Raw genomic sequence first — 25,521 nt, 5'->3', positions numbered from 1 at the left:
ACCACTTGGGCCGATCGGAGGTGTGCCGCCCGGTCGAATCACCCGGACAGGCCGAACAGTCCACGAACGTGGGATACCGCTAGTGGCAATCGCTGCGCTATTTTCGCCACACCGGCCGCACGTGCCACCAGTTGTGCGTTGTCCCGCACCGGTTCTCCCGGCGAGTACTCCAGTGTGTCCGCCATCCCCACCCGGACGTGCCCGTTCGTCGCCAACGTGGCCAGCAGCATCGGCACCGCCGTGTCGTCCAGTCCGGTGACCGTGTAGCCGGCCCCTTCCGGGAGCCGTGCCACGGCTCTGCTCAACGTCTCCGGGTCGCCGTGCATACCGGAGTCGGTAGCCGAACCGAAGACCAGAACCGCGTGCACCGGCCCGGTCTCCGCCGCGCAGCGCGCTCGCAGCGTCTCCAGCTGTTCGAGTGTCCGCACCTCGTGGTGCACCGCGATCCCGCGGGTGCGCGCCCCCTCCCGCAGGGCGGCGACGAAGTCCTCCGGCGCGTCCACCGGACAGGTCAGCACTTCGGCTCCGGAGTCCAGCAGGGTGCTCAGGGTTTCCGACCGGGCGTAGGCGGCCACCCGAACCACCAGGTCCGTCCGGTTGTGCACAGCGGCCACCACGTCCGGAACCGAGGTGTCGTGTCGGGGTTCCAGGTCGATGACGGAGGCACCCACCCTCGCGCAGGAAGCCGCGGCCGCGGCGACCTCCTCGCTGCCCACCGGCAGCGCGGGGACATCGGCTTTCGCGTGGGCTCCAGTGACCGCGACCGTGATGATCGTTCCCGGACGCGCCCGGGAGCTGGCTGGATCGGTTGCCGGCGCTGTCATGCTTCGATCTTGGCACAGCTCCGTCTCGCGGTGACCCCGTGGCGAGCACCGTTCCGGGATTTCACCGACACGACTCGACGGTTCGCGCACGGTGGCCGCACCGGAGGGCTCTCCCGGCCGACGCCAGCAGGGCCGACGTCAGCAGGGCCGACGCCAGCAGGAGCGCGGTCAAGGGGAGCGCGGTTGGTGGGGAACCCGTCGTCCGGAGTGCTCGCGAAGCATGGGCCGCCGAGCCACCGAAGGGCGGGGACGCCTCACCCGGTCAGTGGCCCCGGACCCGCTGGGCGGCGATCCTGCCCGGCGGCTCCCCGGTGTCCGGTGGCACCGAGTCCGGGTCCACCGCGGCGGCCACCTGACGTTCCTGCTCGGCATCGCCTGCCAGCAGCTCCTCGTCGACGGGGGCCGAGCGCTTCAACAGCGCCAGCGCCACCGGTCCGAGCTCGTGGTGCAGCACCACGCTGCCCACCCGCCCCACGGTGCGCTCGCCGCGCAGCACCGGATCACCGGTCTCGGGACGTATCTCCACCGAACCGTCCAGGTGCAGCAGCAGCATTCTGCGCGGCGGCTTGCCCACGTTGTGCACCTTGGCCACGGTCTCCTGGCCGCGGTAGCAGCCCTTGGCCACGTGAGCGGCGGTGTGGATCCAGCCCAACTCGTGCGGGATGGCGCGGTCGTCGGTGTCCAGGCCCACCCGGGGGCGCAGTGCCTCCACGCGCAGCGCCTCGTATGTCATGCTGCCCGCTCTGCGCGCGCCGTTCTCGGTCAGCCGCATCCACCAGTCGACCATCGAATCCCGCGGTACCAGCAGGTCCGCGGTGAAGATCTGCCGGAACGGCACGTGGCGCACCAGGCCACCGCCGGGCAGCCCGCTCACCCCGTAGGGCTCGCTGGGCACCGACACGCCGGACGCCTCGAGCACCTCGCCCGCCCGTGGCCCGATCACGGTGAACACGGCGAACTCCTCGGTGGCCTCGCGCGGCTGGACGTCGGACCAGAAGCGCATCGCCTCCAGGTACTCCGGCAGCGACTGGGTGCCGTCGGTGCCCATGGTGGGCAGCGCGCTGGTCGCCCTGGAACCCGCCTCGCAGTCCAGGTAGACGACCTCGTCGTGGTGGGCCACCATCGTGTGGCTGTCCACCCGCCCCTGGCTGTCCAGCACCAGAGCCTCGGTACCCCGGTTCTCCGCCAGTTCGGTGAGGTGCTGGGACAGCACCAGGTGCAGCCAGCTCAGGCGCTCCCCGCCCGGTACCGCGATCACCTGCCGGTGCGAACGATCCACGACCGCGGCGCCACGAGCGGCCGCGCGCTGTTCCCCGAACGGGTCACCGAAGTGCCACGGCACCCCGAAATCGGGGGAGTCCTCGGGTGCGGGCACCGCACCGGGAAGTTCGAGCAGCGGTGAGTTCATCCTTCTCCCATCGGCGGGAACCCCGGCGGTTCGGTCGCGGGGCCGTCCGGTCGGGTGCTGTTCGGTGTTCGCGCGGCGACTCAGTCGCCTTCGCCAGGGTCAGCTCCGTGTGGAGCTTGGATATTCCCGTCCTGATCCGCCTCTTCAGCCAGGCAGGAGGCGCAGGTCCCGGACAGTGCGAGATGGGTGGCGTCCAGCTCGAAGCCGCGTTCGCTGCGCAGCAGTCCGCCGAGCTCCTCGAACCACTCGCAGGGGACCTCGTCGATCCCGCCGCAGCGGTGGCAGACCAGGTGCACGTGTTCGTGCTCCTCCACGGAGTAGGTGGGAGCCCCGTGCCCCAGGTGGGTGTGCCGCACCAGCCCGAGCTGCTCCAGCAGGTCGAGCGCACGGTAGACGGTGGTGATGTTGACCGTCGGTGTCGTGCGCTGTACGTGTCTGCACACCTGTTCCGGGGTCGCGTGTGCCAGCTCCCTGACGGCGTCCAGCACCAGCTGGCGTTGCGGGGTCATGCGCATTCCCCGCCGGTGCAGCGTGCTGCGCAGCGCGGGCTTCGTGGCACTCCGCGTCGGACCCACACGCGAAGATGTAGTGCTCGTGCCCCGTTCGTCGTCCTGCCTCATCTGAGCTCTCCCGCGGGTAACGGTCCGCGCACGTTCTCCAGCGCTTCGGCCGACTCTCGCTTTCGATCGTACGACCGGGTGAGCCGGCGCGGCCCGCTCGGGCACCCGGGTGTGTAGGTTCTAGGCTGCGAGTATGCGCATTCTGGCTCTGCTGGACGGCACCCTGGCCGATCCCGAGGTCCCGCTGCTGCGTTCCGACGACCTCGGGGTGCAGCGCGGCGACGGGATCTTCGAGACGATCCTGGCGGTCGACGGTGATCCGCGGGAGATCGAGGCCCACCTGGACCGGTTGGAGCGCTCCGCCCGGCTGATGGAACTCGGGCTTCCGGAGCGGGAGCACTGGTATCGCGCCGTGCGGTCGGTCCTCGCGGAGTGGCCGTGGGGCAGCGAGCCGGAGAGCGCGATCAAACTCGTGTGCACCAGGGGCCTGGACGGCGGGGACGGCACCCCCACCGCGTTCGTCTCGGGGCAGTCGCTGTCGGCGGAGCTGATGCGCAAGCGTGCCGAGGGCATCTCCGTGGTCACCCTGGAACGCGGCATCGACCCCGGGATGATGGAGCGCGCGCCCTGGCTGCTGCTCTCCGCGAAGACGCTGTCCTACGCGGTCAACATGGCCGCCCTGCGCGAGGCGGAACGACGCGGCGCCGACGAGGTCGTGTTCACGGCGACCGACGGTTCGCTGCTGGAGGGACCCACCTCCAACGTGGTGCTGGCCGAGGGGGGCAGGCTGGCCACCCCACCGCCGAGCTCCGGCATCCTGCGGGGCACCACCCAGGGCGCACTGTTCCGGGCCGCCGAGGAGGCCGGTTGGTCGACCGCCGTGGAACCGATCACCGCCGAGCGGTTGTGGCGGGCCGACGGTGTCTGGCTGGCGTCGAGCATCCGCAAGATCACCCAGGTGCACACCGTGGACGGCACACCCGTGGCCACCGACCCGGGGCTGAACGAGCGGATCTGCAAGCTCTACGAGTCGCAGTACTGACGTACCGGGAGTTCGGCGCGGGCGGTGTCGTTTTCCCGTGAACTCGCCACGATCACCGGCGAGGACAGCGGAAAACCCGATGCCTCCCGCCTCGGGGGCACTACGGCGCTCAGCCGACCACGCGTTCCAGCTTGGCGGAGAGGCGGGGCTGCAGCTCGTGCTCCGAGGTGGCGCGTTCCTCGACGTAGGCCAGCGAGCCGTCCACCACGCCGTACAGCCTGGTCGCGGCGGTCACGTCCTCCGAAGTGGGGGTGCGCAGCACCGCGTCGGTGGACAGCTGCCAGCTGGTCTGGTTGAGGGGGTTGCCGAAGAACATCTCCGCGATGCCCGAGGAGTGCACCAGCAGCAACTCGATGCTGTCGTCGGGCTGCGGCCGCCACCAGCCCAACTCGCGGAAAGCGGGCTCCACGATCTCGCCGCCCTCACCGTCCAGCTTCCAGGCCCGGCTCTCGTAGTACAGGAAGGGCCTGCCGTCGTGGGCGAAGGTCACCTGCTGCAGGAAGCGGTACTTCTCGTCCAGCGTGGGGTGGTTGGCCTCGCCCTCGCCCCGCCAGACACCGACCAGCGGCAGCAGACCCAGGCAGGCGCCGTCGAGTTCCGGGCCCATGCGCAGGTTCGCGGTGTCCCCGATTCCCGGCAGGTCGTCGAACTCGGGAATGTTGCGCCCGCGGGTCTTCTCCGCGCGCTCGGCCTGGGCGCGCACCGCAGCGTCACCGCTGCCGGGCTGCGGTTGACCGTTGGACGGGCCGGACTGTTCGGACGGCTGGTTGGGCGTGGCAGACATCGCCTCCGAGGTTACCTCGAAGGCTCGCCGCGCTCGTCGCCGCTCCCCCGTCCAGTGGTGGGCGGATCAGTCGCTGTGCAGGCGATACACCACGTAGAAGGCGAACCAGACCGTCGCCAGGGCGGCGATCCCCACCAGAGTGACCAGGCCGTAGTGCACGAAGTCGATGAGTGTCACGGCTCTAAGCATAACCACCACCCGGCTCGCGTGGGATGTGGTCTCAGGCATGATCTGCTCGGACCAGAGGGTTGCTCAACCGCGTTTCGGTGCTCAGCGGGTCTGGGGCCGGCGCCGAGGAGACGGGGATCACATGGAGTTCGCGACGCTGCGGGACAAGGCGATGAACTACCGGGAGTGGTTGCTCGGACGCAAGTCCGAGATCGATCCGGAGTTCCCCTGGTATCCCTTCGACACCCTCGCCAACATGCTCCACCTGGACGGGTTGTTGTCCGGGGACAACCGGACCGTGTTCGACCGGTTGGCGGGGCAACGGATCGCCGATATCGGCGCCGCCGACGGCGACCTGGGTTTCTTCCTGGAGTCCCAGCTGGGATGCGGGCTCGACGTGGTCGACACCTCGGCCCCCAACTACAACGGACTGCGGGGCGCGCGGCTGCTGGCCGAACGGCTGGGCTCCGAGGCGGGCATCCACGACGTGGATCTGGACAGCCAGTTCCGACTACCCGCCGAGCACTACCGCGCCGTGTTGTTCCTCGGGCTGCTGTACCACCTGAAGAACCCGTTCTACGTGTTGGAGACGCTGTCCCGGCACAGCGAGCTCTGCTTCGTCTCTACCCGGATCGCACAGCTGAGCCCCGACCACGGGACCCGGTTCGCCGAACAACCGGTGGCCTATCTGCTTCACCCCACCGAGGCGAACGACGACGCCACGAATTTCTGGATCTTCTCGGAGGCGGGGCTGCGCAGGTTGTTCGACCGCACGGGGTGGGAGGTGCTCGAGTTCACCACCGTCGGACGAACCACGGACTCCGATCCGGCGGCGCAGGACCGCGACGAGCGGGCGTTCGCCCTGCTGCGCTCCCGCAACGTCGGGGAGTGAGATCACGCTCGGGGGTGGTGTCGGCGCTTCCCGCGTCGACACCACCCACCGGCATCACGCCACGGCGATCTCCACCTCGTGCAGGCCCGGCCCGTTCGCGGCGACCTCGGACTCGCCGCTGCCGTCGCGGTGCAGCGCACGCACGGTCCAGGTTCCCTCGGTCGCGTAGAACCGGAAGTCACCGCTCTCGGCGGAGACGACCTCGGCGGTGAACTCCCCCGCCGGATTCAACAGCCGGACGAAGGCACCGCCCACCGGCTGACCTCCGGAACGCACCTTGCCCGCCACCACGGTCTGGTCACCGGTGTCCGCCCCCGCGGCCGACTGGTCCGGTGCTCCGCATCCACTGCTCACGATCACGCCTCCTGCTCACTCGGGTTCTCGATCGGCACACCGACCAGCGAGCCGTACTCGGTCCAGGAACCGTCGTAGTTCTTCACGTGCTGGTGCCCCAGCAGTTCGTGCAGCACGAACCAGGTGTGCGAGGAACGCTCGCCGATCCTGCAGTAGGCGATCGTGTTCCTGGACTCGTCGAGCCCGGCCTCGTTGTAGACCTTGCGCAGCTCGTCGTCCGACTTGAAGGTGCCGTCCTCGTTGGCGGCGCGGCTCCAGGGCACGTTGATCGCCGAGGGGATGTGGCCGGCGCGCTGCGCGGACTCCTGCGGCAGGTGCGCGGGTGCGAGCAGTTTCCCGGAGAACTCGTCGGGCGAGCGCACGTCGACCAGATTGCGCTCGCCGATCGCGTCCACGACCTCCTCGCGGAACGCACGGATCGAGTTGTCCGGCTCCGCCGCGACGTAGTTGGTGGCCGAGCGCGCCGGGACCTCCTTGGTCAGCTCTCGGCCGTCCAACTCCCACTTCTTGCGGCCGCCGTCGAGCAGTCGCACGTCGCGGTGCCCGTAGAGCTTGAAGTACCAGTAGGCGTAGGCGGCGAACCAGTTGTTGTTGCCGCCGTAGAGAACCACCGTGTCGTCGTTCGAGATCCCCTTGGCGGAGAGGAGCTTGCCGAAGTCCTCCCGGCCCACGAAGTCACGCCGCACGTGGTCCTGCAGTTCGTTGCGCCAGTCCAGTTTGACCGCGCCGCGGATGTGTCCACCGTCGTAGGCTGTGGTGTCCTCGTCCACCTCGGCGAACACGACCCCGTCGGCGTCCAGGTTCTGTTCGGCCCAGTCGGTGGTTACCAGGACCTGTTCACGACTCATCGAGCGACTCCTTTGCTCGTATCGGCGAAGTGAATTCTCAGCGGATTTCGGAGGTTAGTCCCGCGGGAACCAACCTCCGGATCAACGGATACAACCGGCAACCGAGGCAGAAACCGAAGGCGGCGTTGAGCAGCGCGGCGACCAGTGCCAGCGCGTTCGCCGTCACCCCCAAGAGGATCCACCCTCCGGCGTATCCGACGGTTGCCATCAGGGTGCAGGCGAATCCGATTCCCTGGGCGAAACGAACCGGTTCGGGGGCCTCGTACGACCGCTCGTCATCCTCGGGCAAGCGAGGGCGCACCGTGTGCCGGTAGAGGTGCCCCCACGGATTGAGGCGTAGCCCCACGAACGCACACAGCGCGAACAGCGCGGTCTGTGCGGCCAGAATTCGCCAGCTCCCGGTCAGCAGCCCCAGGACGAGGATGCCGCTGGTGATCCATGCCGTGAAACGGACACCGCGTGGATCGAGGCGGTCATCACTGGGCATGGTGTCTCCTGGCTGGTGGAAGAGGGTGCCGAATCCGCCGGGCCGGGTAACGCCGCCGCGTCGATGTGAGAACCGATCGCATTCGGTGCCGCCGCCCTGGTCGTCACCCGCGACACAGGCTGCTTCCGACGCGGCACAGATCCACCGCGCGCCTGGAGGTCAGCAGTACATGCACACTTCGGAGGTTACCCGTCCCGACCGGCGAGCGGAAAGATTGTTCACCTGTTGGGATGGATGTATCCGGACCGGATTGTCGTGTCGCTCATCTGACTACCCGATGTCGGGACTCCCCGCGGCGAGGGCCGTGCGAGAGGCTCCCCCGAGCCAGCGACCCGACGACCCGAGCGGAAAACTTCGCTCAGGGAAGGTGCGGGCGCAGCGCCTCGGTGAGCCCCTCCCGGCGCGGCACCCCGGACACCCGGAACAGTTCCCGCCCGTCGGCGTCCAGCGCGAGCGTGGTGGGTGTGGTGTGCACCCCCAACGGTGCCGACCACTCCGGACGGTGCGTCAGATCGACCTCCACGTGGCGCAGCCCCGTGGTTCGTTCGGTCATCGTCGACAGCAGGATGCGGGCGTGTCTGCACGGGGCGCAGAACGTGGTGGACAGTTGCAGCAGGATGATCTCGGGCGTGCCGTCTCGTGCGGCTGAGCTGTCCACCGGACCGGCCGTGCGCCCGGTTCCGGTCACCCTGTCTCCGGTCATCCTGCCGCCGGTGCCGGTGACCTCGCGGCGCAGCACCTCGGCGATCTCCGCGGGAAGCTGATCGAACACTGCCAGGGAAACTCCTTCGGCGCGGCGGTTATTCCGCTTGGTGATCCGGCCCTCCCGCACGCGGAGCACCGAGCCGAGCACCAGCGTCACGAGCAGCGAGAGCAGCAGCGCCCACCACTCCGGTGGCATCAGCCAACGGTTCCGTTCCCGTTGATGACCACGTCCTCGGCGCTGCCCGCCACCACCAGCGTGCCGCGCTCCACCTCGACGGCCGTGGGCCGCACGTCGAACGGCAGCCCTCCCGGGTCGAGCGTGGTGTCGAACCGCCGCAGGATCATCTTCTCGAAGGTTCTCGCCAGGTCCACCCGGCCGACGGCGCTGTTCTCCAGGTCCAGTTCGTTCGGCACGATCCGCAGCTTGCCGTCCGACAACCGCAGCGTGCCGGTGACGGTGACCTGGTTGCTCGTTCCCGCGATGTCGACCTTTCCGCGCATCCGCACCCCCGTCGAGGAGTCAGTCCCCGCGGAATCGGTGCCCGCGCCGTCGGACGCGGCTGCCGAGGTGGCCGGGGTCTCGACCGGAGTGATGCGCAGGTCCTCGACCGGTACGGTCTTGTCCAGATCGGATTCGTCGATTCGGAGCTTCCCGGTCACCTCGTCGACCGCTATCCGGTTGTTCCTGCCGGTCAACATGCCCAGCGTGGAGATCCGCGCGTGATGCAGCCGGGCACGGACGTCGACATCGCGCAGCGGACCGACGTCGACCCCCGGTACGCGTAACCGCACATCGCGGAAGTCCCCTCGCGCCGCCTGGGTCAGGAACGGAAAACCGGTTATCCGGACCCCGGGGTCGCGCCCGAGCTGGAGTTTCTTCCCCAGTTTCTTGGACACCTGGTACTCGGCGATGGCCGCGCCGCCGAAATCTGCCGCCAGGAACAGACCGAGCAGCACGACCAGCGTGATCGTGAGCTTCTTGGCCGGGAAAGCACGTCGCACCGGGAGGTTTCCGTTTCTGTCTGGTGTATCCGCGGCGGGGAGACACGGTCTTCTCACTCTAGTAGGAGTTCTTCGAGTCACCTTTCGCGACGGCTCGCGCGGTGGCACCCGTCACGGTGGTCCGGGCAACGTGCGCGGCCGTTCCGTCACTCGTCGCGCAGAGCCCGGACACCGGGTGGTTCGTAACCGAGGTCCCTTCGGGCCGGTCGCGCTGCCTCGGTCGTGTGAGCTGTGTTGCGTTACTTGTGCTTGTGCTGCGTGTTATGGGTATTCTCATCGTCATCGGAGGCAACGGAGCCTCGCAGCCCGGTTACGGCGCATTTTCCGCATCGCCCACTTCCGGCGTTCCCGCCGGTTCACGGAGGCATTGTATGAGCTCCGATCTGCTGCTGTTGAGCAACGAGTCCGACTGCGAGTCCGTGCTGCCCGCGCTGTCCCTGCTGCCGCATCGGGTGCGGGTGATCGCTCCGGACAGCTCCGCCATGGTCACCGCCGGCGGACACGAACTCGTCGTCGTCGACGCCCGCGACAACCTCGCGAACGCCAGGAACCTGTGCCGGATGCTCTCCTCGGGAGGCGCCGGGGTGCCGGTCTTCGCCGTGGTCAACGAGGGCGGCCTCGTGGTGGTCAACGCCGAGTGGGGCGTGGACGACGTGCTGCTGCCCACCGCCGGCCCGGCCGAGGTCGACGCGCGAATCAGGCTGCGTACCGCACAGCGTGGGGCCGACTCCGTCGCGGGTGGGCCGGTGACCGTGGGAGACCTGGTCATCGAGGACGAGACCTACACGGCCAGGCTCAAGGGCAAGGCCCTCGAACTGACCTACAAGGAGTTCGAGCTGCTCAAGCACCTCGCCACCCACGCGGGCAGGGTCTTCACGCGGGTACAGCTGCTGCAGGAGGTGTGGGGCTACGACTTCTTCGGCGGCACCCGGACGGTGGACGTGCACATCAGGCGGCTACGCGCCAAGCTGGGCCCCGAGCACGAGGCCATGATCGGAACGGTCCGCAGCGTGGGCTACAAGTTCGTGCGGCCTTCGCGGACGAACCGGGATTCGAGTGGGTCACGGCGGGCCGATTCGGCCGCGCAGCAGGAGGGAGCGGAGCTTCCGCCGCTCGCGGAACAGGAGTCCGACGCCGAAGCAGCCGAGTCCGGCCACGACGGCCTGCCACGGCAGGCTGAACGCGAGTACAGCGCACCCCACTAGACCCACGGCGGGCAGTGCCCTGGGGAACCACCGTTGCTCCCCGGGCAGGGTCCACGCCGCCGCGTTGGCGATCGCGTAGTAGACCAGCACGCCGAACGAGGAGAAGCCGATCACCGCGCGCAGGTCGCCCGCCGCGATCAGCACCACCACCACGGCGGCCACTCCGAGTTCGGCGTGGTGCGGGGTGCCGAACCGGGGGTGAACGCGGTCCAGCGGCCCGGGCAGGTCCCGTTCGCGGGCCATCGCCATCGCGGTTCTTCCCACCCCAGCGAGCAGGGCGAGCAGCGCGCCCAGCGCGGCCGTGCCCGCCGCGATCCTCGCCGCCGGGGCGAGCCACGGAAGCGGCCCCGCTTCTACCGCCTCGGCGAGCGGTGCCGTGGACTCGGCCAGCCCTGCCGGGCCCAGCGAGCCGAGCAGCGTCACCCCGACCACCAGGTACAGCAGCACCACGATGCCCAGCGCGATCGGAATGGCCCGCGGGATGGTCCGCTCGGGATCGCGAACCTCCTCGCCGAGGGTGGCTATCCGCGCATACCCGGCGAAGGCGAAGAACAGCAGCCCCGCCGCACCGGTCGTTCCCCACAGGCCACCCCAGCGCGAGCCGGTCTCCGCCGGGACGCCGCCGGTGCCGGGTAGCAGCGGTGGATCCGAGTCCGGAAGCCATGTGGCGACGAGCGCCACCGCCAACCCGGCCAGCGTGATCAGCAACAGCACCCGGGCCAGCCGCGCCGTGCGGGTGATCCCGACGTAGTTGGTCCCGGCGAGCAGCAGCACGAACACCACCGCCACCACATCGCGGTGCGACGGCGAGAGGTAGTTCGCCGCCGTCAACGCCATCGCGGCGCACGAGGCCGTCTTACCGGTGACGAATCCCCAGCCGGCCAGGTAGCCCCAGAGCGGACCGAGTCGTTCGCGGCCGTAGACGTAGGTACCTCCCGCGGCGGGGTGGCGTGCCGCCAGCGCCGCCGAACTCGACGCGTTGCAGAACGCCACGAACGCCGCCAGCAGTAGAGCCGGTACGAGATTCCAGCCCGCCAGCGAGGCCGCCGGGGCGAACGCCGCGAAGAGCCCGGCGCCGATCATCGAGCCGAGCCCGATCGTCACCGCGTCGGCCGTACCGAGGCGGGCTTGCAAACGCATGACCACTTCTTTCGTTCGTGCGGGGCTTGGGCTGCGTGGCGGTGTGGGTGGCGCGGAACCTCTGGCACGGCTCTCGCTGCGGGGAGGCCCGAGATCGGGTAGTTACTACACGACGTCGGGCCTTCCTCGCGAGAGCCGCACCGGAGAACCCGCGGCGGTGCTGGTGGCGAGGGTGGTTGGAGTTCGGCCTGCGTCGAGATGGCGCGGCGATTTCGCGGGAAATCGACGCCGCCTCGGGGGTGGGGGTTCGGCGTGCCGCGCCCGTTCGTCGTTCCACTCGCTGCGACTTCTGGTTTCGTGTCTGGCCTTCCTTGGGTTTCGTACTCGAGTGGGCTCACGCGGGCAACCAACTCCGGTTGAACATCGGTAATCTCGGTCGCGTGGTGCATCTGACGTGGCGAAACGGACTTGACGAGAGCGAGACCGGCGAGGTCTTCGACCTGCTGACCGCGGCCGAGCGAGCCGACGGGGTGGCGCCGGTCGGTGAGCACGTGATCCTGCGGCTGCGCTCCCACCGCGGGGTCAGTGAGCAGATCGAGCCGGTGCAGGCCGACGTAGCGGGTTCGGAACACTTCGTGATCCGTGCCGACGGTGGCGAACTGGCGGGCTACGCCCATGTGGACAACGAGGGCGAGTCCCGGGGAGAACCATTGGTGGCCGAACTCGCGGTAGATCCCCGGTTCCGGCAGAAAGGGATCGGTACCCAGCTGGTGGGGGCGTTGCTGGAACGTGCCGAGATACCCCCCGAACCCGACGAGGAAGGGGACTCGTACCGGTTGCGCATCTGGTCGCACGGCCTGCACGCGGCCGCGGTTCGCCTGGCCGATCGCTTCGGTCTCGCGCGGGTTCGGGAACTGTGGCGGATGGGGCGTGAGTTGAGCGGTGCCGAACTCGACGAGCCGGTGCTGCCGGAGGGGGTGACGATACGTGGTTTCCGGGCCGGTGCGGACGAATCGGAGCTGGTCCGGGTCAATCACCTCGCGTTCTCCTGGCACCCCGAGCAGGGTGGGATGACCGAGGCGGAGCTGCGGGAGAAGGAGGGGCTGGACTGGTTCGATCCGGCCGGATTCCTGCTGGCCGTGGACGATGCGGACCGGCTGCTCGGATTCCACTGGACCAAGATTCATCCGGACGGAAGTGGTGAGGTCTACGTGGTCGGAGTAGATCCGGACACGCAGGGTAGTGGACTCGGGAGGGCGCTGACGTTGGCCGGGCTGCGCTACCTGCGCGACGTCGGATGTCCGAGGGTGATGCTCTACGTGGAGGCGGACAACGGCCCCGCGGTCAGCGTTTACCGCCGGCTCGGCTTCGAGCGCTGGGATGTCGACGCACAGTTCGGCCGGTGAGCAACGCTGAACACTGTGGGTGTTCATAATTGCGGTGCGGGTGAGCATGTTTCGGATGTGCTCACCCGCTTAGCTGTGTGCTTGCTTACTTAGCGTGCCGTGTTCATTTTCTGTTCATCTGAATGGTGGTCGACGGCTACCGAGTCGACTTAAGGTCGCTCTCGGAACGGCACACGCCGTCAACTCCGTTGTCTTGGAGGAGCGACGTGCACTTCGGGCGGCACAGGTTCGCGCTCGGGTTTCTCGCGGTCGGTGTTCTCGCGCTGACCTCCTGCGGAACCGATCGCAACGTCACCACGGCCGATCTGAACCCCGAGTTGCGGCAACTCGAGGTCGACTGCGGAAACGCCTCCGTGGTCGCCGAGGGTTCTTCCGCGCAGAAGAACGCGATGGATGTCTTCGCCAGGGACTTCGGTGTCAAGTGCGAGGGCAGGCAGCTCAACTACACGGCCTCCGGCTCGGGCAAGGGAATCTCCGCCTTCACCGCCGGGCAGGTCGATCTCGCCGGCTCGGACGAGGCGCTCAACAGTGCCGAGGCCAAGAAGGCCAGGGAACGCTGCGGGGGCAATCCAGCCTGGAACATCCCCATGGTCTTCGGGCCGCTCGCGATCACCTACAACCTTCCGGGGGTCGACGACCTCAACCTCAGCCCGGAGACGATCGCCAAGATCTACCAGGGGGAGATCACCAGGTGGAACGACCCGGCCATTCAGCGGCTCAATCAGGGAGCCGACCTTCCGGGGACGGATATCGTTCCGTTCTACCGCTCCGACGAGTCCGGCACCTCGGCCAACTTCCAGGAATACCTCTCCATCGCCACCGACGGGATGTGGAACGGCTCGGGCAAGACGTTCCGCCCCGGATCCGGTGTGGGCCAGGGCAGGGCAGGCACCGACGGAGTCACCTCCTCGGTGGAGCAGACCGAGGGCGGGATCACCTACGCGGCCTGGGCCTTCCCGAAGAACGCCGGACTCGGCATCGCCGCCATCGACAGCGGTAACGGCCCGGTCGAACTCACCAGCCGATCCGCGGGCAAGGCCATCGACGGTGCCGAGATAGCCGGTACCGGGCACGACCTCCGGCTGAACCTGGAGTCGATCTACGGCAACGACTCGCCGGGGGTCTACCCGCTGGTGCTGGCCACCTACGAGGTCGTCTGCTCGGCAGGCTACGACCAACAGACCGCGAAATCCGTGAGCGCCGCGCTGCGGATCGCGGCACACGCGGGCCAGGAGAACCTGGAGCAGGCGGGATACGTACCGCTGCCCCCGAAGTTCCGCGAGAAGGTCCTCGACGCGGTCGAGGCGATCCGGACCTGAGCCCGGCAGTGCCGAGCCAGGTCGCCACCAACCCGACGTCCTCCCGGGCTAGTGCGGGCTCGCGCCGTGCGGCAGGCACGGCACACGAGCACGACCGGGAAATCCGGAAACTGAGAGGTCGCGAACAACGGTGACCGAGTCGACGAATTCCGAGTGGCGGTCCGCACCGCCGGGCGAAGCAGTCACCTCCCCGGGCGATACCGGCAACACCCTCGTGGGAAGTTCCGAAGAGGCGGCGTCTCCCGAGCACCCCACACCGCCGGAGCAGTCCGGCGGCAGGAAGAAGGTGATACGCCTCGGGGACCGGCTGTTCCAGAGCGTGGCGACCGGATCAGGGATCTTCGTCGTCGCCATCATCGCGTCAATCGGGTTGTTCCTGCTGGTCAGGGCCATCCCCGCGTTGCAAGCCAACGAGGCCAACTTCCTGCTCTCCGGGCAGTGGCGCACCGGCGATCCGGAGGACATGGCCTTCGGTATCGTCGATCTCGCCTGGATCACCGTCGCGAGCTCGTTGGTGGCGCTGATCATCGCGATGCCCGTGGCGGGCGGAATCGCGCTTTTCCTCACCCAGTACGCCCCCAGGGTGCTGGCCAAGCCGTTCGCCTACGTGGTGGACCTGCTCGCCGCCGTCCCCTCCGTGATCTACGGCCTCTGGGGAGCGCTGGTGCTGGCGCCGGTGCTCAAGCCCGTCGCGCTCTGGATCAACGGGACACTGGGTTGGATACCGATCTTCGCCGACGGAAACGTGCCCGCCAACAGCGGTTCGAACGTCTTCACTGCGGGCATCGTGCTCGCGGTGATGATCCTTCCGATCATCACCGGGGTCGCGCGCGAGGTCTTCTCGCGAACCCCCTCGGCACAGATCGAGGGCGCCCTGGCACTGGGGGCGACCAAGTGGGAAGTGGTGCGCACCACGGTCTGGCCGTTCGGCCGCAGCGGGTTCGTCGGCGGAGCCATGCTCGGTCTCGGCAGAGCGCTGGGTGAGACCGTCGCGTTGACGGTCATCCTCAGCTACACCTTCGAGGGGCCGCACTACAGCATCTTCGACGCGGGGGCGACCTTCGCCTCGCGGATCGCGCTCGGCTCGGCCGAGTTCAACAACCACCTCACCGTCGGTGCCTACATCGCGGCCGGGCTGGTGCTGTTCATCAGCACCTTCGCCGTCAACGCGCTCGCCCGCTGGATCGAGAGCGGCAGCGGTAAGGGGAAGAAATGAGAACGGACACCGCTGACCTCGAGCGGCCCGCCAGCGCCCCCGCCTTCCAACAGCTCGGCCTGGGGCGCAAGATCAAGAATCACACCGCCACCGTGCTGTTCGGCCTGGCGTTCGTGATCGCGGTGGTTCCGCTGCTGTGGGTGTTGTTCACCCTGGTGCAGCGCGGCCTGGCTCCCATGCTCAACGCTGAGTGGTGGAACCACTCGTTCTACGGGTTGCTGCCGAACGACTCCGGTGGCGGTGTCTACCACGCGCTGGTGGGAACCCTGGAACAGACACTCGTCTGCGCCCTCATCGCGGTTCCGCTCGGCGTGACGGTCGGGATCTTCCTCATCGAGTACGGCAGGAACTCCAAGCTGGCCCGGACCACCACCTTCATGGTGGACATCCTCAGCGGGCTCCCCTCGATCGTGGCCGGGCTGTTCATCTACGCGCTGTGGATCACCACGTTCGGTTTCGACCGCAGCGGATTCGCGGTCTCGCTCTCCTTGGTGCTGCTGATGCTGCCGGTGGTGGTGCGGGTGACCGAGACGATGCTGACGATCGTCCCCGACGAGCTGCGGGAGGCTTCCTACGCGCTGGGCGTCCCCAAGTGGAAGACCATCCTGAAGGTGGTGCTGCCGACCTCGTTCTCCGGCATCATCACCGGCATAATCCTCGGGCTGGCCAGGGTGATGGGCGAGACCGCGCCCCTGCTCATCCTGGTCGGCTATTCCAGGGCGATCAATTACAACCTGTTCGAGGGGCCGATGGCCTCGCTGCCCCTGACGGTCTACACGGCACGCAAGACGTCCACGGAGGCGGGCGAGTACCGGATGTGGGGGGCGGCGCTCACCCTCGTGCTGCTGATCATGCTGATCAATCTGCTGGCAACACTGTTGTCCAAACTGTTCGCGGTAAAGACCAGGTAGGGCGGTAGCCGAATCATGGCCAAACGTCTCGACATCAACGATCTCAACCTCTACTACAACAAGTTCCACGCGGTGCAGGACGTCACGCTGCAGGTGCACGCCCGCAGCGTCACCGCCTTCATCGGCCCCTCCGGTTGTGGCAAGTCCACCGTGCTGCGAGCGCTGAACCGCATGCACGAGGTGATTCCCGGCTCCAGGGTCGAAGGCAGCGTGCTGCTCGACGGTGAGGACGTCTACGCACCGGGGGTCGACCCGGTCCAGGTGCGTCGCACCATCGGGATGGTGTTCCAGCGGGCCAACCCGTTCCCCACGATGTCGATCCGGGACAACGTGGTGGCCGGACTGAAGCTGGCCGGGGTCAAGGACAAGAAGCGCCTGGAGGAGATCACCGAACACTCGTTGCGCGGAGCCAACCTCTGGGAAGAGGTCAAGGACCGGCTCAACAAGCCCGGCGGCGGGCTCTCCGGTGGCCAGCAGCAGCGGCTGTGCATCGCCCGTGCCATCGCGGTGCAGCCCGACGTGCTGTTGATGGACGAGCCCTGCTCGGCACTCGACCCCATCTCGACGCTGGCGATCGAGGACCTCATCGCCGAGCTGAAGAAGGACTACACGATCGTCATCGTCACGCACAACATGCAGCAGGCCGCGCGGGTGAGTGACCAGACGGCGTTCTTCAACCTGCCCGAGGTGGGGCAGCCCGGCCAGTTGGTCGAGATCGGGGAGACCGGGAAGATCTTCTCGAACCCGAGTCAGAAGGCCACCGAGGGCTACATCTCCGGCCGCTTCGGCTGAGGGGACCGCGTCGGGTCGGCCTGCCTGGCGGTGCTGCTGGCGGAACCTCCCGCACGGCTCGCGCTGCGGGTGCCCCGACATCGGGTAGCGACCTACACAACGTCGGGGCCGTCCTCGCGAGAACCGCACCGGAGAACTCGCGGCGGTGCCGACCGCGAGGGTGGCCGGAGTACGGCCCGCGGGCATGGTGGGATCCCGAGACCGTACCGAAGGCGCGGCGATTTCGTGGGAAATCGACGCCGGCCGAGCGAGCGGATCGCCCGGCCGGGGACCGCGGGGCCTTCGGGGGCCGGCTCACTCGCGGTGCTCGTCCGCGATGCTCGATATCAGCATCGTCGATTCCTTGGGCGGCAACGCCAGTGCGCACACCCGCTCCAACGCGGCCAGGTACGGAGCGGTTTCGGCCGGTTTCTCCCAGAACCGCGAGTTCGTGGAATCACCCACGTGCACCACCTGCGGGTCGCCCGTCTCCCGGAACGAGAAGGCGGTGACACGGTCACCGAGCAGCGGATGAGCTCCACTGCCGAACGGCAGCACCCGCAGCGTCACGTTGCGCCGGTAGCTCATCAGCACCAGGTGCTCCAGCTGGGCGCGCATTACCCGGGGCCCGCCCACGCCGCGCCGCAGCGCGGACTCGTCCAGCACCGAGTACAGCTCCAGCGGATGCTCCCCCAGCAGACGCTGCTGGCGGGTAGCCGTGATGGTCAGCCGTTCGGAGATCTCGTCCTCGGTTATCGTCTCGCGTTCCGTCGCCAGCAGTGCCGAGCAGTATTCCTCGGTCTGCAGTAATTCGGGGAGGGGATCCGCCCCGAACGTGCTCACCGCTTCGGCGGCGGTCTCCAGCCCCAGGTAAGTGTCGAAACCGTTGCGGCGGGCGGTGCTGGCGTACGCCTGCCACCAACCGCGTTTCTTGGAGCCCTCGGCGAGTTCGAGCAGTGTGGTGACCTGTTGGCCGCTCGAGCCGTAGAGCTCGGCCATGAGCCGGACATCCGCGGTACGGACCGGGACACGGCCGAGCTCGATCTGGCTTATCTTTCCCTGTGAGCAATCCAGGTGAGCCGCGACTTCGCGGTGTGTGCGCTGCGCTGCCTCGCGCAGCTTACGTAGTTCGCTGCCCAGACGTCGGCGGTGCACGGTAGGACTCTTACTCACGTCGGCAGACTCGCACACCGCGGCCGTGAACAGCCGTCGTCAACGCCGACTAATAATAGCGTTCACTCGATCGAATGAGCGCTGTGCGGAATCGACGACGTTGAGCCGTCAACAGCGTTCCGTGTGCTCGCCCGTTCCGGTGAGAAAAAGACGCTTATCCGGAAACTCGGTCACGAATGGTCGCTGCTCGGCATGGTTCCCGTCACCACGTAGATGATCCGTCGGGCCACCGAGACCGCGTGGTCCGCGAAACGCTCGTAGAACCTGCCCAGCAGGGTGATGTCCACCGCCGCCGATACGCCGTGGGACCACTCGGAGCCCATGACCACGCTGAACAGGTGACGGTGCAGGTCGTCCATCTCGTCGTCGTCGCCTTCGAGATCCCGCGCCTGCTGCACGTCCTGGGTGCGCAGGATCTGGTTCAGTCGGTTCGCGAGCTTGACCGCGACCTGGCCCATCTGCGAGAAGTAGGTTTTCACGTCCTCCGGGAGCACGGGCTGCGGGTGCCTGCGCCGTGCCGCCTTGGCCACGTGCAGCGCGAGATCTCCCATCCGCTCCAGGCTCTCGGCGGCGTGGATGGTCGAGATGACGGTACGCAGGTCTCCCGCGACCGGTGCTTGCAGCGCCAGCAGCCCGAAGGCGTGCTCCTCGCAGCGCGCTCGGGCCTCGTCGACCTTCAAATCGTCGTCGATGACCTGCTCGGCCAACGACAGGTCAGCTCCGAGCAGCGCGGTGGTTGCCTGCTCCATCGCGTTACCGACCATGGTCGACATCGCGGCGAGCTCGTCGGCGAGCTTGTCGAGCTGTTCCTGGTAGACCTCACGCATGGCTCCCACCCTACTTCGTGGGGGTATTGCGCAGGGTTCCCGTTGGTTAACCTGCGGTGAACACGATTTGAGTTCTCACTCGAAAAGACGAGTACGGGCGCGGTGGGGCATCACTGTGGGTGAGATTCCCCGAGTCCCGAGCGGGCTTTCCGCGTCGAAATCCGCCACCGGCGTTGGTTCCGGTGCCCACCACTCCCGCCGAACGTTCTCCGGAAAAAGGGGCGGGGGCCGATGTGCGAGCCGCACGCCCCCGTGGCCCCGTGACCGACTGCTCGGTACGAACGAGCACGCCGGTCACGGGAGAACACGTTCCGGTTAGCCGCTGACACCGCCGCACTTGTCCTCACCCGCGTTGACGGTCGAGAGATTCTCCGGAACGTCCACGTCACCGCTGTCCGGCTTGCGAATCCGGTTTTCGTAATCGGTCCCCAACTCCAGCCGGAGGGTCTCGCCGGCCGAGGAATCGGCCACGATCTCGGCCGAGGGCACGGCGGAGGCGAGCAGCTGTGCCCGCTGCTTGTTCCCCTCCGAATACCGGATGACCGTCCGGTCGAGCGGCGAGTCCAGGTTGCCGACGTCGCCGACCGCGAAGTCGAACTCACGCAGGTCGCTGGCGGTGTTGCTCGCGAGGCCGCTGCGTTCGGTGCTGTTGAACACCGAAACGCTCACCTCGGAGGGCTCGGGTTTCGCCGAGCCGTTCCCCTGCTCCTGCTGCGTGAAGGCCATGGGCGAGGTGTCCGATGCGGCCCCCTCCGAAGCCCGCCCGCTCTGCTCTCCGGACGAGGAGTCGAGCGGCACGTCCTCGATGATGGCCCGGAACAGCGAATGAGCCTTGGACTCCGCCAGCACCTCGTTGCCCCGTGAGTTCGCGGTTCCGGTGGTGGGGATGGTCACGAAGGTGACCTTCTCCGGGTCGAGCCCGTCCAGCGATTTGCCGAGCGAGATCAGCTTGTCACTGTCGACGTTGTCGCCGAAGGTGTTGGCGATGATGGCGTTGGCCAGGTTCGTGAGTTTGCCGGGGTTGAGCAGCACGTTCGCCGAGGTCGTCTTGCGCAGTAACGCGCCTAGAAACAGCTGCTGCCGCTCCATCCGGCCGTAGTCCGCGGTGACGTCGTTGGTGAGCTTGCGTGCCCTGACGTAGCGCAGCGCCTGCTGTGGACCGAGCTTGTGCGTGCCCGCGGTTTCGAGGATGGTGCCCAGCTCGTGGTCGATCATCGGCTTGTTGGTGCAGATCTGCACACCGCCCACCGCCTTGACCATGGACTTGAACCCCTGGAAGTTGATCCCCAGGAAACTGTTGATCTCGAGTCCGGAGAGCTGCTGCACCTGTTTGGTGACGCAGGCGGGCCCGCCTTCCCCGAACGCGGTGTTGAACTTGACGTTCTGCCGGGCCGCCACCGTCTCCTCGCTGTACTTCCCGGTGGCGGAATCCCACTTCTTGCAGGTGTCGGCGTCGATGTCGATCTCCAGGTCGCGCGGGATCGACACGATCACCACCCGACTCCGGTCGGCGGGAATGTGCGCGATCATCGTCGTGTCCGAACGGGCACCGGGCACCCCCTCGGTCGTGCCGATGTCGTCCGAGGTCTCGGCGCCCTGGCGAGTGTCCGAACCGATCAGCAGGAAGTTCTGATCTCCCTCCTGCAGGTGCGCGTCCTGAATGGCGTCGGAGTTCTCGTTCAGCGCGCGGATCTGGTTGAAGCTCGCGTCCAACCAGGTCTTGCTGCCCCAGCCGATCCCCGTCGTGACGAACACCAGAGCCGCGACGCCGACGGCCGCTACCCGTCCCAGCGTCTGCATCCGCCTACGCCGCTTCCCCTTGCGCCACTCCACGCGCGAGGAGTTCGCGTCGCGGTCCTCGGCGAAGTCGAACGGCATGTCCTGGCCGGGTTCGGGCTCCTTGCGGCTTCCCCACAGCCAGGCGTACTTCTTGCGCCGCTTCTCCTCCTCCGCCGCGAGCTCGTCGTGTACCGCCGAGAACCTGGCCAGCGTCGCGTCGATTGCGGCGCTGGCCTCGTTGTCGTCGTCCTGCTCGTCCGCCGACTCCTCGTCGTCCGTGGCCGCTTCCCGGGAAGTGGTGGACTGGGCAGTGCCGGACGAGTCGTGCTGCGGGGCGATGGCGGTGGTGGCGGGATCGTGCTCCGTCCCGGAGGTCCGGGCGCCGACCGCGCTCTCGGGGCTCCGTTCCGGTTGTGCGCCCTCGTACGGGGAGGGGGTTTCCGGTGCGGGCCCCCCGGCCCGGGGCGAGCCGTTCAACATCTCTTCCGCGGCCGAGGGAGCGCTCGGATCCGGAGCGGCGGTTCCCTCGCCACGGGCGGGTTGTCGTGGTGACTCGGGCGGGTACCCGCCTGCTTGCGGCGGCGTTTCGCCGCGTACCGCGGGCTGTTGAGCGGTGGGTTCCTCGGAGGGAATCTGCTGGGCCCCGGTTTCCCGGGAGCCGGTTTCCCGGGACCAGGTTTCCCGGGACGGGGGCGGTGGAGCCGGAGCACGGCGGTTCTGATTCAACGCCGCGCTGATCGGCTGGTTCGGGCGGGTGCGGTCGCTCGTGTCGGTTCCGGTGTCGCCCCCGGGCCGGGGTGGCGTAGCCGGCGTCGGGTTTCCGGTGGCCTGTTCCGCCGAGGGCGGAGCCATGGGTGAGGTGTGTGAGGAGCTCTGGTCCGCGGGCTGTTGGGTGTTGTCGTTGCTCCTGGCTGCGTTCGGCCTGCGCGACGCACCGAGGAACGGCGTCATCCGTGCCGTGTCGTCGCTCTCCGCGGGCGGAGCGTTGGTGGATCCGATTCCATCGGAGGGCGGTGGGGAACTCGCCGAACTGGGGATCTGCCACTGGGTCTGTTCGGACTGTCCCGGCTCGGCTCCCTCGGGCTGTTCCGGTTCCTGCCGCCTGCGGCGAGCGCGGCGACCACGAGACCGGCGGCCCCCGTCCTGGGGCTGGTTCTCGTGTGATGGCGGAGTCTCCGGCACGGCCTCGGTTGTCCGCGTGGGCTGCTCCGGCGATTCCTCGTCCGGCCCGTTCCGGGGGGATCGTGGTCCGGATTGTTCCTCGGGTGGGACGAATTCCGATTCGTCCACTTCGACCTTTCGGTGCGAACCGGTGTTCTGGCTCTGCCCCTTACCGTGTCGGGACAGCAAATCTCCGACTCGCGTACCACCCGTACCGTCGTCCCCGAGAGCCCTTCTGCGCCTGCGCGAAGTGGCCCGGCTGCCCGTCTCGGAGCCGTTTCCGGTTTCGTCTTCGGGAGACGCCCACTCCGAGTGGGAACTCTGGTGCCCCGAACTGCCTCGACGGGGATTATCCGGCACCTGCGTTCCCTCCCACCTTGCTGTCATTGGCTTTCATTCGGACGGTTGGCGATCCCCACCCCCGAAGCTGTATCGCCAGACTCGGTCAAGATGCTACGGCTGATCGCTCGCACTGACGATAGCGGCGCCGGATTCTTCACAATCAGTGCACGGCACAACCGTGTTATGTAGGGTAAATCACAGCTCTCGCTCGTCCGAGTGGGGCAGCGCTCTGGTGCCGAACACCCACGTGACCGAAGTGATCGCGTTCAGTAGTTCTGTGATGACGATTCGGATCGCCTGGTGATCCCTGTCAAGTGGACTTCACCGCGCTTTCGGTAGGCGACGACGTTCCGCCCCGATTGTTTGGCCGCGTAGAGCAACACATCCGCCCCGAGAATTTTCTCTTCCGTCCCGGACGTGACGGCCTCCCCGGCCGTTGCGTCGTACGTCAATCCGATGCTTACCGTTATGTGAAGTCCGCGTGCCACTCGCTGCCACGGAAAGTCCGCTATCCGCGACCGTGCACGTTCGCACAGCGAAATCGCGGTCGGCTCGTCGATACCCGGCAGCACCAGTACGAATTCCTCGCCGCCGTATCGCGCACAGAATCCCCCATTGGGTAGTTCTTCCTGTAGTAATTCGGCGACACGCTGCAACACGCGATCGCCGAGTACGTGCCCGAAGGTGTCGTTCACCTGCTTGAACCAGTCCAGGTCCACCAGAGCTATACCGAGCCCCTCGGGAGTTTCCCGCGGCAGACTCTCGAGACGTTCGTCCAGATAGCGCCGGTTGTAACCACCCGTCAGGGTGTCGCGCAGACTTTGCTCCCTGACGCGTGCGTGTTCCCGCCGCAGCCAGTTCACCTCGTGTCTGAGTTGTTCCGGTACCGGAGGAGTGAGCTCGCTGTTGCGTAGATCCAGCGCGGCCCGCAGGTGGTGGTAGGCCTGCTGCCAGCGTCCCCGGGAGGCGAGCAGTTCCGCTATGGCCTCGTGCAGTTCGGCCAGTCCGGCGGCGGTGGCCGAATCGCTCGCGTAATGCCTGCCGGTGCTGTGCTCGGTGCACGGGAGGTCGTGCAGCCGGGCCCTGGCGGCTTCTTCCCGCCAGGTCTCCGATTTGGCAATACCATCGCAAAGTCCGGACATCGCACTCACCTCCCGTAGTGGTGTCGTCCGGTGAGCCACCGGGCTTGAGTCGGTTCCGCTCAACCGGACCCGATTTCGCTCAACCGGCGTACCGCGTCACCGGCGTGCCCGGACAACCCGTTCGTCCGCTCGGCCTCCCACCCGTCGCTCCGGTCACGGGGTCGATGCCTGCCTCGACCCCCCTTCTCCGAGCGCTCCTGTCACGTCCCGTCACGATTCATTACCGGAGGCTTACGTAGCCATACCCCATTCAACCCGGTTTAACGTAACCACGCATAGTGGCATGTCGAGGACGAAGCGTTGTTCGTGCCGGCGGCAGCCCGTAGTGCTCCGAGGGGACGGGCCGCGCCCACCAGGAGGTATCCATATCTGGGCTCGCCGCGACGGGAGTCCGGCAGAGGTTCGGCCGAGTGAGCGTGCGGGAGGAACCAGCCGACGAACTCCTGATCGGGGCAGGGAGCTCCTCCGAGGTAGGACCCTCCCCGACGCAGGACCCTCCCCGACGCAGGGGCTTACCCGGGGCAGGGAGCGAAGCCGTACCAACGGCCGTCGAGCACCACCAGGTGCTGCGAACCGAGCTGTCTACCCACCACGACCCCCTCGCGGCGCACCGTGATCTCCACACCCACGACCCAGACCCTCCCCGCGGGGTGCCGCCCGGCCACCGTGAACTCCCCGTCGGGGCGCATCGTCCCGAGCGCTGGTTCCGCCGTGACGGTCATTCCGTCCAGCGAGCAGCGCCGATCCCGGTAGTCGGGATGCTGGGTACGGCGCAGGAAGCTCCGTTGCGCGTCCGGGCCGCGCCGTGCCGCCGCGTTGTTGGTGCGGAAGTAGGCCGTGACCGAGCGAACGGCTCCCGATTCCGGCGACGGTGGAACGGGCGTGGGGCTGTCCGAGAGCAGGCAGCACCACAGCAGCACCAGCAGCGGTGACGCCATGAGCGTCCCCGAGCGGCGCGGGAGGGAACTCATCCTCCACTGTGGTCCAGGTCGGCACCCACCGGCACTGAGTTGTCCTCCGGATCGTCCAGCCAACCCTCCGGCAGCGCCACCTTGCCCGGTGAGCCCTGCCTGCCGCGCGGCCCCTCGGCATCGGCGGGGAAGGGGACGTCCGGATCGAGCTCGTCCAGCATGCCCGCCAGCTCGCCGAGCGTGGACACGACACCGAGCCTGCGGCGCAGTTCCGAACCGACCGGAAAGCCCATGAAGTACCACGACATGTGCTTGCGCAGGTCGCGCATGGCCTTTTCCTCGCCCATGAGTTCGGCCAGCAGGCAGGCGTGGCGGTACACGATGCCACGGATCTCGCCGAGATCCGGCGGCTCGGGGATCGGTTCACCCCGCAGCTCGGCGTGCAGCTCCCGGAACAACCACGGCCGACCCAGGCAGCCACGCCCGACCACGACGCCGTCGCAACCGGTCTCGTCCATCATCCGCCGGGCGTCCGAGGCCGTGAAGATGTCCCCGTTGCCCAGGACCGGAATGCTCCGCACGGTTTCCTTCAGCCGGGCGATCCGTTCCCAGTCGGCCGTCCCCGAGTAACGCTGTGCCGCGGTGCGGCCGTGCAGCGCCACGGCGGAGGCCCCCGCCTCCTCGGCGATGCGCCCCGCGTCGAGGTAGGTGGTGTGTTCGTCGTCGATTCCCACCCGGAACTTGGCCGTGACCGGAACACCCGCCGGTTCGGCCGCCCGCACGGCGGCCGAGATGATGTCCTCGAACAGTCTGCGCTTGTAGGGAAGTGCCGCTCCACCGCCCTTCCGGGTCACCTTGGCGACCGGGCAACCCCAATTCGTGTCTACGTGGTCGGCCCAGCCCTCGCCCACGACGATCTTGACCGCCTCGGCCATGGTCGCCGGATCCACACCGTAGAGCTGCATCGAACGCGGGTGCTCACCCTCGTCGAAACTCATCATCCGCAGCGTCTTGGCGTTGCGTTCCACGACCGCGCGGGCCGTGATCATCTCGCAGACGTAGAGCGAGTCGCGACTGCCGTACTCCCGACACAACTTCCGGAAGGCCAGGTTCGTGATGCCCGCCATCGGAGCGAGCACCACGGGCGGATCGACCGCGTACGGGCCGATCCGGAGTGGTTCGGTGGCTGGCGCGAGCGACATAC

The 25,521-nt window shown here is 67.9% G+C and carries 25 protein-coding genes and 1 pseudogene; 8 read left to right on the top strand and 18 right to left on the bottom strand.

Features of this window, described 5'->3' with window-relative positions; translation table 11 throughout:
- Window positions 1-38: 38 nt before the first annotated feature.
- The 3 genes from BLR41_RS04275 to BLR41_RS04265 form a co-directional block, all read right to left on the bottom strand.
- Complete coding sequence (locus BLR41_RS04275; protein WP_092626598.1) at window positions 39-824, bottom strand: 3-keto-5-aminohexanoate cleavage protein; 786 nt, start codon at window positions 822-824, stop codon at window positions 39-41.
- Window positions 825-1,086: 262 nt separating this feature from the next.
- Window positions 1,087-2,232: a CAF17-like 4Fe-4S cluster assembly/insertion protein YgfZ gene (gene ygfZ / locus BLR41_RS04270; RefSeq protein ID WP_176797803.1), complete on the bottom strand. Its 1,146-nt coding sequence runs from the start codon at window positions 2,230-2,232 to the stop codon at window positions 1,087-1,089.
- Window positions 2,233-2,312: 80 nt separating this feature from the next.
- Window positions 2,313-2,747: a Fur family transcriptional regulator gene (locus tag BLR41_RS04265; RefSeq protein ID WP_342745324.1), complete on the bottom strand. Its 435-nt coding sequence runs from the start codon at window positions 2,745-2,747 to the stop codon at window positions 2,313-2,315.
- A 238-nt stretch (window positions 2,748-2,985) separates the two neighbouring features.
- On the opposite strand from BLR41_RS04265, the gene BLR41_RS04260 reads away from it, so the two are divergent.
- Entirely contained in the window at window positions 2,986-3,834 is an 849-nt protein-coding gene (locus BLR41_RS04260) for an aminodeoxychorismate lyase (RefSeq protein WP_092626595.1), read from the top strand.
- 109 nt (window positions 3,835-3,943) lie between these two features.
- On the opposite strand, the gene BLR41_RS04255 is transcribed toward BLR41_RS04260, so the two are convergent.
- Both BLR41_RS04255 and BLR41_RS22725 read right to left on the bottom strand, forming a co-directional pair.
- Window positions 3,944-4,618 (bottom strand): heme-binding beta-barrel domain-containing protein, encoded by a 675-nt coding sequence (locus BLR41_RS04255; protein ID WP_176797802.1) that lies wholly within the window; start codon window positions 4,616-4,618, stop codon window positions 3,944-3,946.
- Between the two features lie 66 nt (window positions 4,619-4,684).
- Window positions 4,685-4,846, bottom strand: coding sequence for a hypothetical protein (locus BLR41_RS22725; RefSeq protein WP_176797788.1), 162 nt, complete (start codon window positions 4,844-4,846; stop codon window positions 4,685-4,687).
- Window positions 4,847-4,928: 82 nt separating this feature from the next.
- Between BLR41_RS22725 and BLR41_RS04250 the strand changes: the two genes are divergently transcribed.
- Window positions 4,929-5,678, top strand: a complete 750-nt coding sequence (locus BLR41_RS04250; protein ID WP_092626594.1) for a methyltransferase domain-containing protein — start codon at window positions 4,929-4,931, stop codon at window positions 5,676-5,678.
- 54 nt (window positions 5,679-5,732) lie between these two features.
- Here BLR41_RS04250 and BLR41_RS04245 read toward each other — a convergent pair whose 3' ends face one another.
- From BLR41_RS04245 to BLR41_RS04225, 6 genes are all read right to left on the bottom strand, one after another.
- Window positions 5,733-6,038, bottom strand: coding sequence for a DUF1416 domain-containing protein (locus tag BLR41_RS04245; protein ID WP_092626593.1), 306 nt, complete (start codon window positions 6,036-6,038; stop codon window positions 5,733-5,735).
- The gene (locus tag BLR41_RS04240) at window positions 6,035-6,880 is read right to left on the bottom strand and encodes a sulfurtransferase (protein ID WP_092626591.1); all 846 of its coding nucleotides are present in this window, start codon (window positions 6,878-6,880) and stop codon (window positions 6,035-6,037) included. The genes BLR41_RS04245 and BLR41_RS04240 overlap by 4 nt, the downstream gene beginning before the upstream one ends.
- A 37-nt stretch (window positions 6,881-6,917) precedes the next feature.
- Window positions 6,918-7,367 carry a DUF4395 domain-containing protein gene (locus BLR41_RS04235; protein WP_092626590.1) on the bottom strand — a complete coding sequence of 150 codons (450 nt, stop codon included), beginning with the start codon at window positions 7,365-7,367 and terminating at the stop codon, window positions 6,918-6,920.
- 103 nt (window positions 7,368-7,470) lie between these two features.
- Complete coding sequence (locus tag BLR41_RS23940; RefSeq protein WP_408626654.1) at window positions 7,471-7,542, bottom strand: putative leader peptide; 72 nt, start codon at window positions 7,540-7,542, stop codon at window positions 7,471-7,473.
- A gap of 183 nt (window positions 7,543-7,725) precedes the next feature.
- Entirely contained in the window at window positions 7,726-8,268 is a 543-nt protein-coding gene (locus tag BLR41_RS04230) for a TlpA family protein disulfide reductase (protein ID WP_092626589.1), read from the bottom strand.
- Window positions 8,268-9,074, bottom strand: coding sequence for an LmeA family phospholipid-binding protein (locus BLR41_RS04225; RefSeq protein ID WP_092626587.1), 807 nt, complete (start codon window positions 9,072-9,074; stop codon window positions 8,268-8,270). Before BLR41_RS04225 ends, BLR41_RS04230 begins: the two co-directional genes overlap by 1 nt.
- Window positions 9,075-9,445: 371 nt before the next feature.
- On the opposite strand from BLR41_RS04225, the gene BLR41_RS04220 reads away from it, so the two are divergent.
- Window positions 9,446-10,279 carry a winged helix-turn-helix transcriptional regulator gene (locus tag BLR41_RS04220; protein WP_245693838.1) on the top strand — a complete coding sequence of 278 codons (834 nt, stop codon included), beginning with the start codon at window positions 9,446-9,448 and terminating at the stop codon, window positions 10,277-10,279.
- On the opposite strand, the pseudogene BLR41_RS04215 reads toward BLR41_RS04220, so the two are convergent.
- Window positions 10,178-11,419, bottom strand: a pseudogene (locus tag BLR41_RS04215) (APC family permease); the annotation flags it as partial. The gene BLR41_RS04220 and the pseudogene BLR41_RS04215 overlap by 102 nt on opposite strands.
- Before the next feature lie 380 nt (window positions 11,420-11,799).
- On the opposite strand from BLR41_RS04215, the gene mshD reads away from it, so the two are divergent.
- The 5 genes from mshD to pstB all read left to right on the top strand — a co-directional run bounded on the left by mshD (window position 11,800) and on the right by pstB (window position 17,003).
- Entirely contained in the window at window positions 11,800-12,765 is a 966-nt protein-coding gene (gene mshD / locus BLR41_RS04210) for a mycothiol synthase (protein ID WP_092626826.1), read from the top strand.
- Window positions 12,766-12,971: 206 nt separating this feature from the next.
- Complete coding sequence (pstS, locus tag BLR41_RS04205) at window positions 12,972-14,084, top strand: phosphate ABC transporter substrate-binding protein PstS (protein WP_092626585.1); 1,113 nt, start codon at window positions 12,972-12,974, stop codon at window positions 14,082-14,084.
- 130 nt (window positions 14,085-14,214) lie between these two features.
- Window positions 14,215-15,300 (top strand): phosphate ABC transporter permease subunit PstC, encoded by a 1,086-nt coding sequence (gene pstC, locus BLR41_RS04200; RefSeq protein ID WP_176797801.1) that lies wholly within the window; start codon window positions 14,215-14,217, stop codon window positions 15,298-15,300.
- Complete coding sequence (pstA, locus tag BLR41_RS04195; RefSeq protein ID WP_092626583.1) at window positions 15,297-16,211, top strand: phosphate ABC transporter permease PstA; 915 nt, start codon at window positions 15,297-15,299, stop codon at window positions 16,209-16,211. The genes pstC and pstA overlap by 4 nt, the downstream gene beginning before the upstream one ends.
- Window positions 16,212-16,226: 15 nt before the next feature.
- A complete protein-coding gene (pstB, locus tag BLR41_RS04190; RefSeq protein ID WP_092626582.1) occupies window positions 16,227-17,003 on the top strand; it encodes a phosphate ABC transporter ATP-binding protein PstB in 777 nt (258 codons plus the stop codon).
- 294 nt (window positions 17,004-17,297) lie between these two features.
- Here the strand turns inward: pstB and BLR41_RS04185 are convergent, their stop codons facing one another.
- The 6 genes from BLR41_RS04185 to dusB all read right to left on the bottom strand — a co-directional run bounded on the left by BLR41_RS04185 (window position 17,298) and on the right by dusB (window position 25,519).
- Window positions 17,298-18,155 (bottom strand): helix-turn-helix domain-containing protein, encoded by an 858-nt coding sequence (locus BLR41_RS04185; RefSeq protein ID WP_176797800.1) that lies wholly within the window; start codon window positions 18,153-18,155, stop codon window positions 17,298-17,300.
- Between the two features lie 170 nt (window positions 18,156-18,325).
- Window positions 18,326-18,982: a phosphate signaling complex protein PhoU gene (gene phoU / locus BLR41_RS04180; protein WP_092626579.1), complete on the bottom strand. Its 657-nt coding sequence runs from the start codon at window positions 18,980-18,982 to the stop codon at window positions 18,326-18,328.
- A gap of 315 nt (window positions 18,983-19,297) precedes the next feature.
- Entirely contained in the window at window positions 19,298-22,051 is a 2,754-nt protein-coding gene (locus tag BLR41_RS04175; protein ID WP_245693831.1) for an LCP family glycopolymer transferase, read from the bottom strand.
- 479 nt (window positions 22,052-22,530) lie between these two features.
- Complete coding sequence (locus BLR41_RS04170) at window positions 22,531-23,406, bottom strand: GGDEF domain-containing protein (RefSeq protein WP_092626576.1); 876 nt, start codon at window positions 23,404-23,406, stop codon at window positions 22,531-22,533.
- A 512-nt stretch (window positions 23,407-23,918) separates the two neighbouring features.
- Window positions 23,919-24,344 (bottom strand): hypothetical protein, encoded by a 426-nt coding sequence (locus tag BLR41_RS04165; protein WP_092626575.1) that lies wholly within the window; start codon window positions 24,342-24,344, stop codon window positions 23,919-23,921.
- A gap of 29 nt (window positions 24,345-24,373) precedes the next feature.
- Complete coding sequence (dusB, locus tag BLR41_RS04160; RefSeq protein ID WP_092626574.1) at window positions 24,374-25,519, bottom strand: tRNA dihydrouridine synthase DusB; 1,146 nt, start codon at window positions 25,517-25,519, stop codon at window positions 24,374-24,376.
- Window positions 25,520-25,521: the final 2 nt, after the last annotated feature.

Origin of the sequence: Actinopolyspora mzabensis (assembly GCF_900101095.1) — a bacterium.
GTDB lineage: Bacteria > Actinomycetota > Actinomycetes > Mycobacteriales > Pseudonocardiaceae > Actinopolyspora > Actinopolyspora mzabensis.
Note: the sequence above shows the minus strand (reverse complement) of the source record. Positions and strands in the feature narration are given on the sequence as shown.

What these genes read in the sequence shown, in the direction of transcription:
- BLR41_RS04275 (WP_092626598.1), bottom strand. Translation starts at nt 824, where the DNA reads ATGACAGCGCCGGCAACCGATCCAGCCAGCTCCCGGGCGCGTCCGGGA.
- ygfZ (WP_176797803.1), bottom strand. Translation starts at nt 2,232, where the DNA reads ATGAACTCACCGCTGCTCGAACTTCCCGGTGCGGTGCCCGCACCCGAG.
- BLR41_RS04265 (WP_342745324.1), bottom strand. Translation starts at nt 2,747, where the DNA reads ATGCGCATGACCCCGCAACGCCAGCTGGTGCTGGACGCCGTCAGGGAG.
- BLR41_RS04260 (WP_092626595.1), top strand. Translation starts at nt 2,986, where the DNA reads ATGCGCATTCTGGCTCTGCTGGACGGCACCCTGGCCGATCCCGAGGTC.
- BLR41_RS04255 (WP_176797802.1), bottom strand. Translation starts at nt 4,618, where the DNA reads ATGTCTGCCACGCCCAACCAGCCGTCCGAACAGTCCGGCCCGTCCAAC.
- BLR41_RS22725 (WP_176797788.1), bottom strand. Translation starts at nt 4,846, where the DNA reads ATGCCTGAGACCACATCCCACGCGAGCCGGGTGGTGGTTATGCTTAGA.
- BLR41_RS04250 (WP_092626594.1), top strand. Translation starts at nt 4,929, where the DNA reads ATGGAGTTCGCGACGCTGCGGGACAAGGCGATGAACTACCGGGAGTGG.
- BLR41_RS04240 (WP_092626591.1), bottom strand. Translation starts at nt 6,880, where the DNA reads ATGAGTCGTGAACAGGTCCTGGTAACCACCGACTGGGCCGAACAGAAC.
- BLR41_RS04235 (WP_092626590.1), bottom strand. Translation starts at nt 7,367, where the DNA reads ATGCCCAGTGATGACCGCCTCGATCCACGCGGTGTCCGTTTCACGGCA.
- BLR41_RS04230 (WP_092626589.1), bottom strand. Translation starts at nt 8,268, where the DNA reads ATGCCACCGGAGTGGTGGGCGCTGCTGCTCTCGCTGCTCGTGACGCTG.
- BLR41_RS04220 (WP_245693838.1), top strand. Translation starts at nt 9,446, where the DNA reads ATGAGCTCCGATCTGCTGCTGTTGAGCAACGAGTCCGACTGCGAGTCC.
- pstA (WP_092626583.1), top strand. Translation starts at nt 15,297, where the DNA reads ATGAGAACGGACACCGCTGACCTCGAGCGGCCCGCCAGCGCCCCCGCC.
- pstB (WP_092626582.1), top strand. Translation starts at nt 16,227, where the DNA reads ATGGCCAAACGTCTCGACATCAACGATCTCAACCTCTACTACAACAAG.
- phoU (WP_092626579.1), bottom strand. Translation starts at nt 18,982, where the DNA reads ATGCGTGAGGTCTACCAGGAACAGCTCGACAAGCTCGCCGACGAGCTC.
- BLR41_RS04170 (WP_092626576.1), bottom strand. Translation starts at nt 23,406, where the DNA reads ATGTCCGGACTTTGCGATGGTATTGCCAAATCGGAGACCTGGCGGGAA.
- BLR41_RS04165 (WP_092626575.1), bottom strand. Translation starts at nt 24,344, where the DNA reads ATGGCGTCACCGCTGCTGGTGCTGCTGTGGTGCTGCCTGCTCTCGGAC.
- dusB (WP_092626574.1), bottom strand. Translation starts at nt 25,519, where the DNA reads ATGTCGCTCGCGCCAGCCACCGAACCACTCCGGATCGGCCCGTACGCG.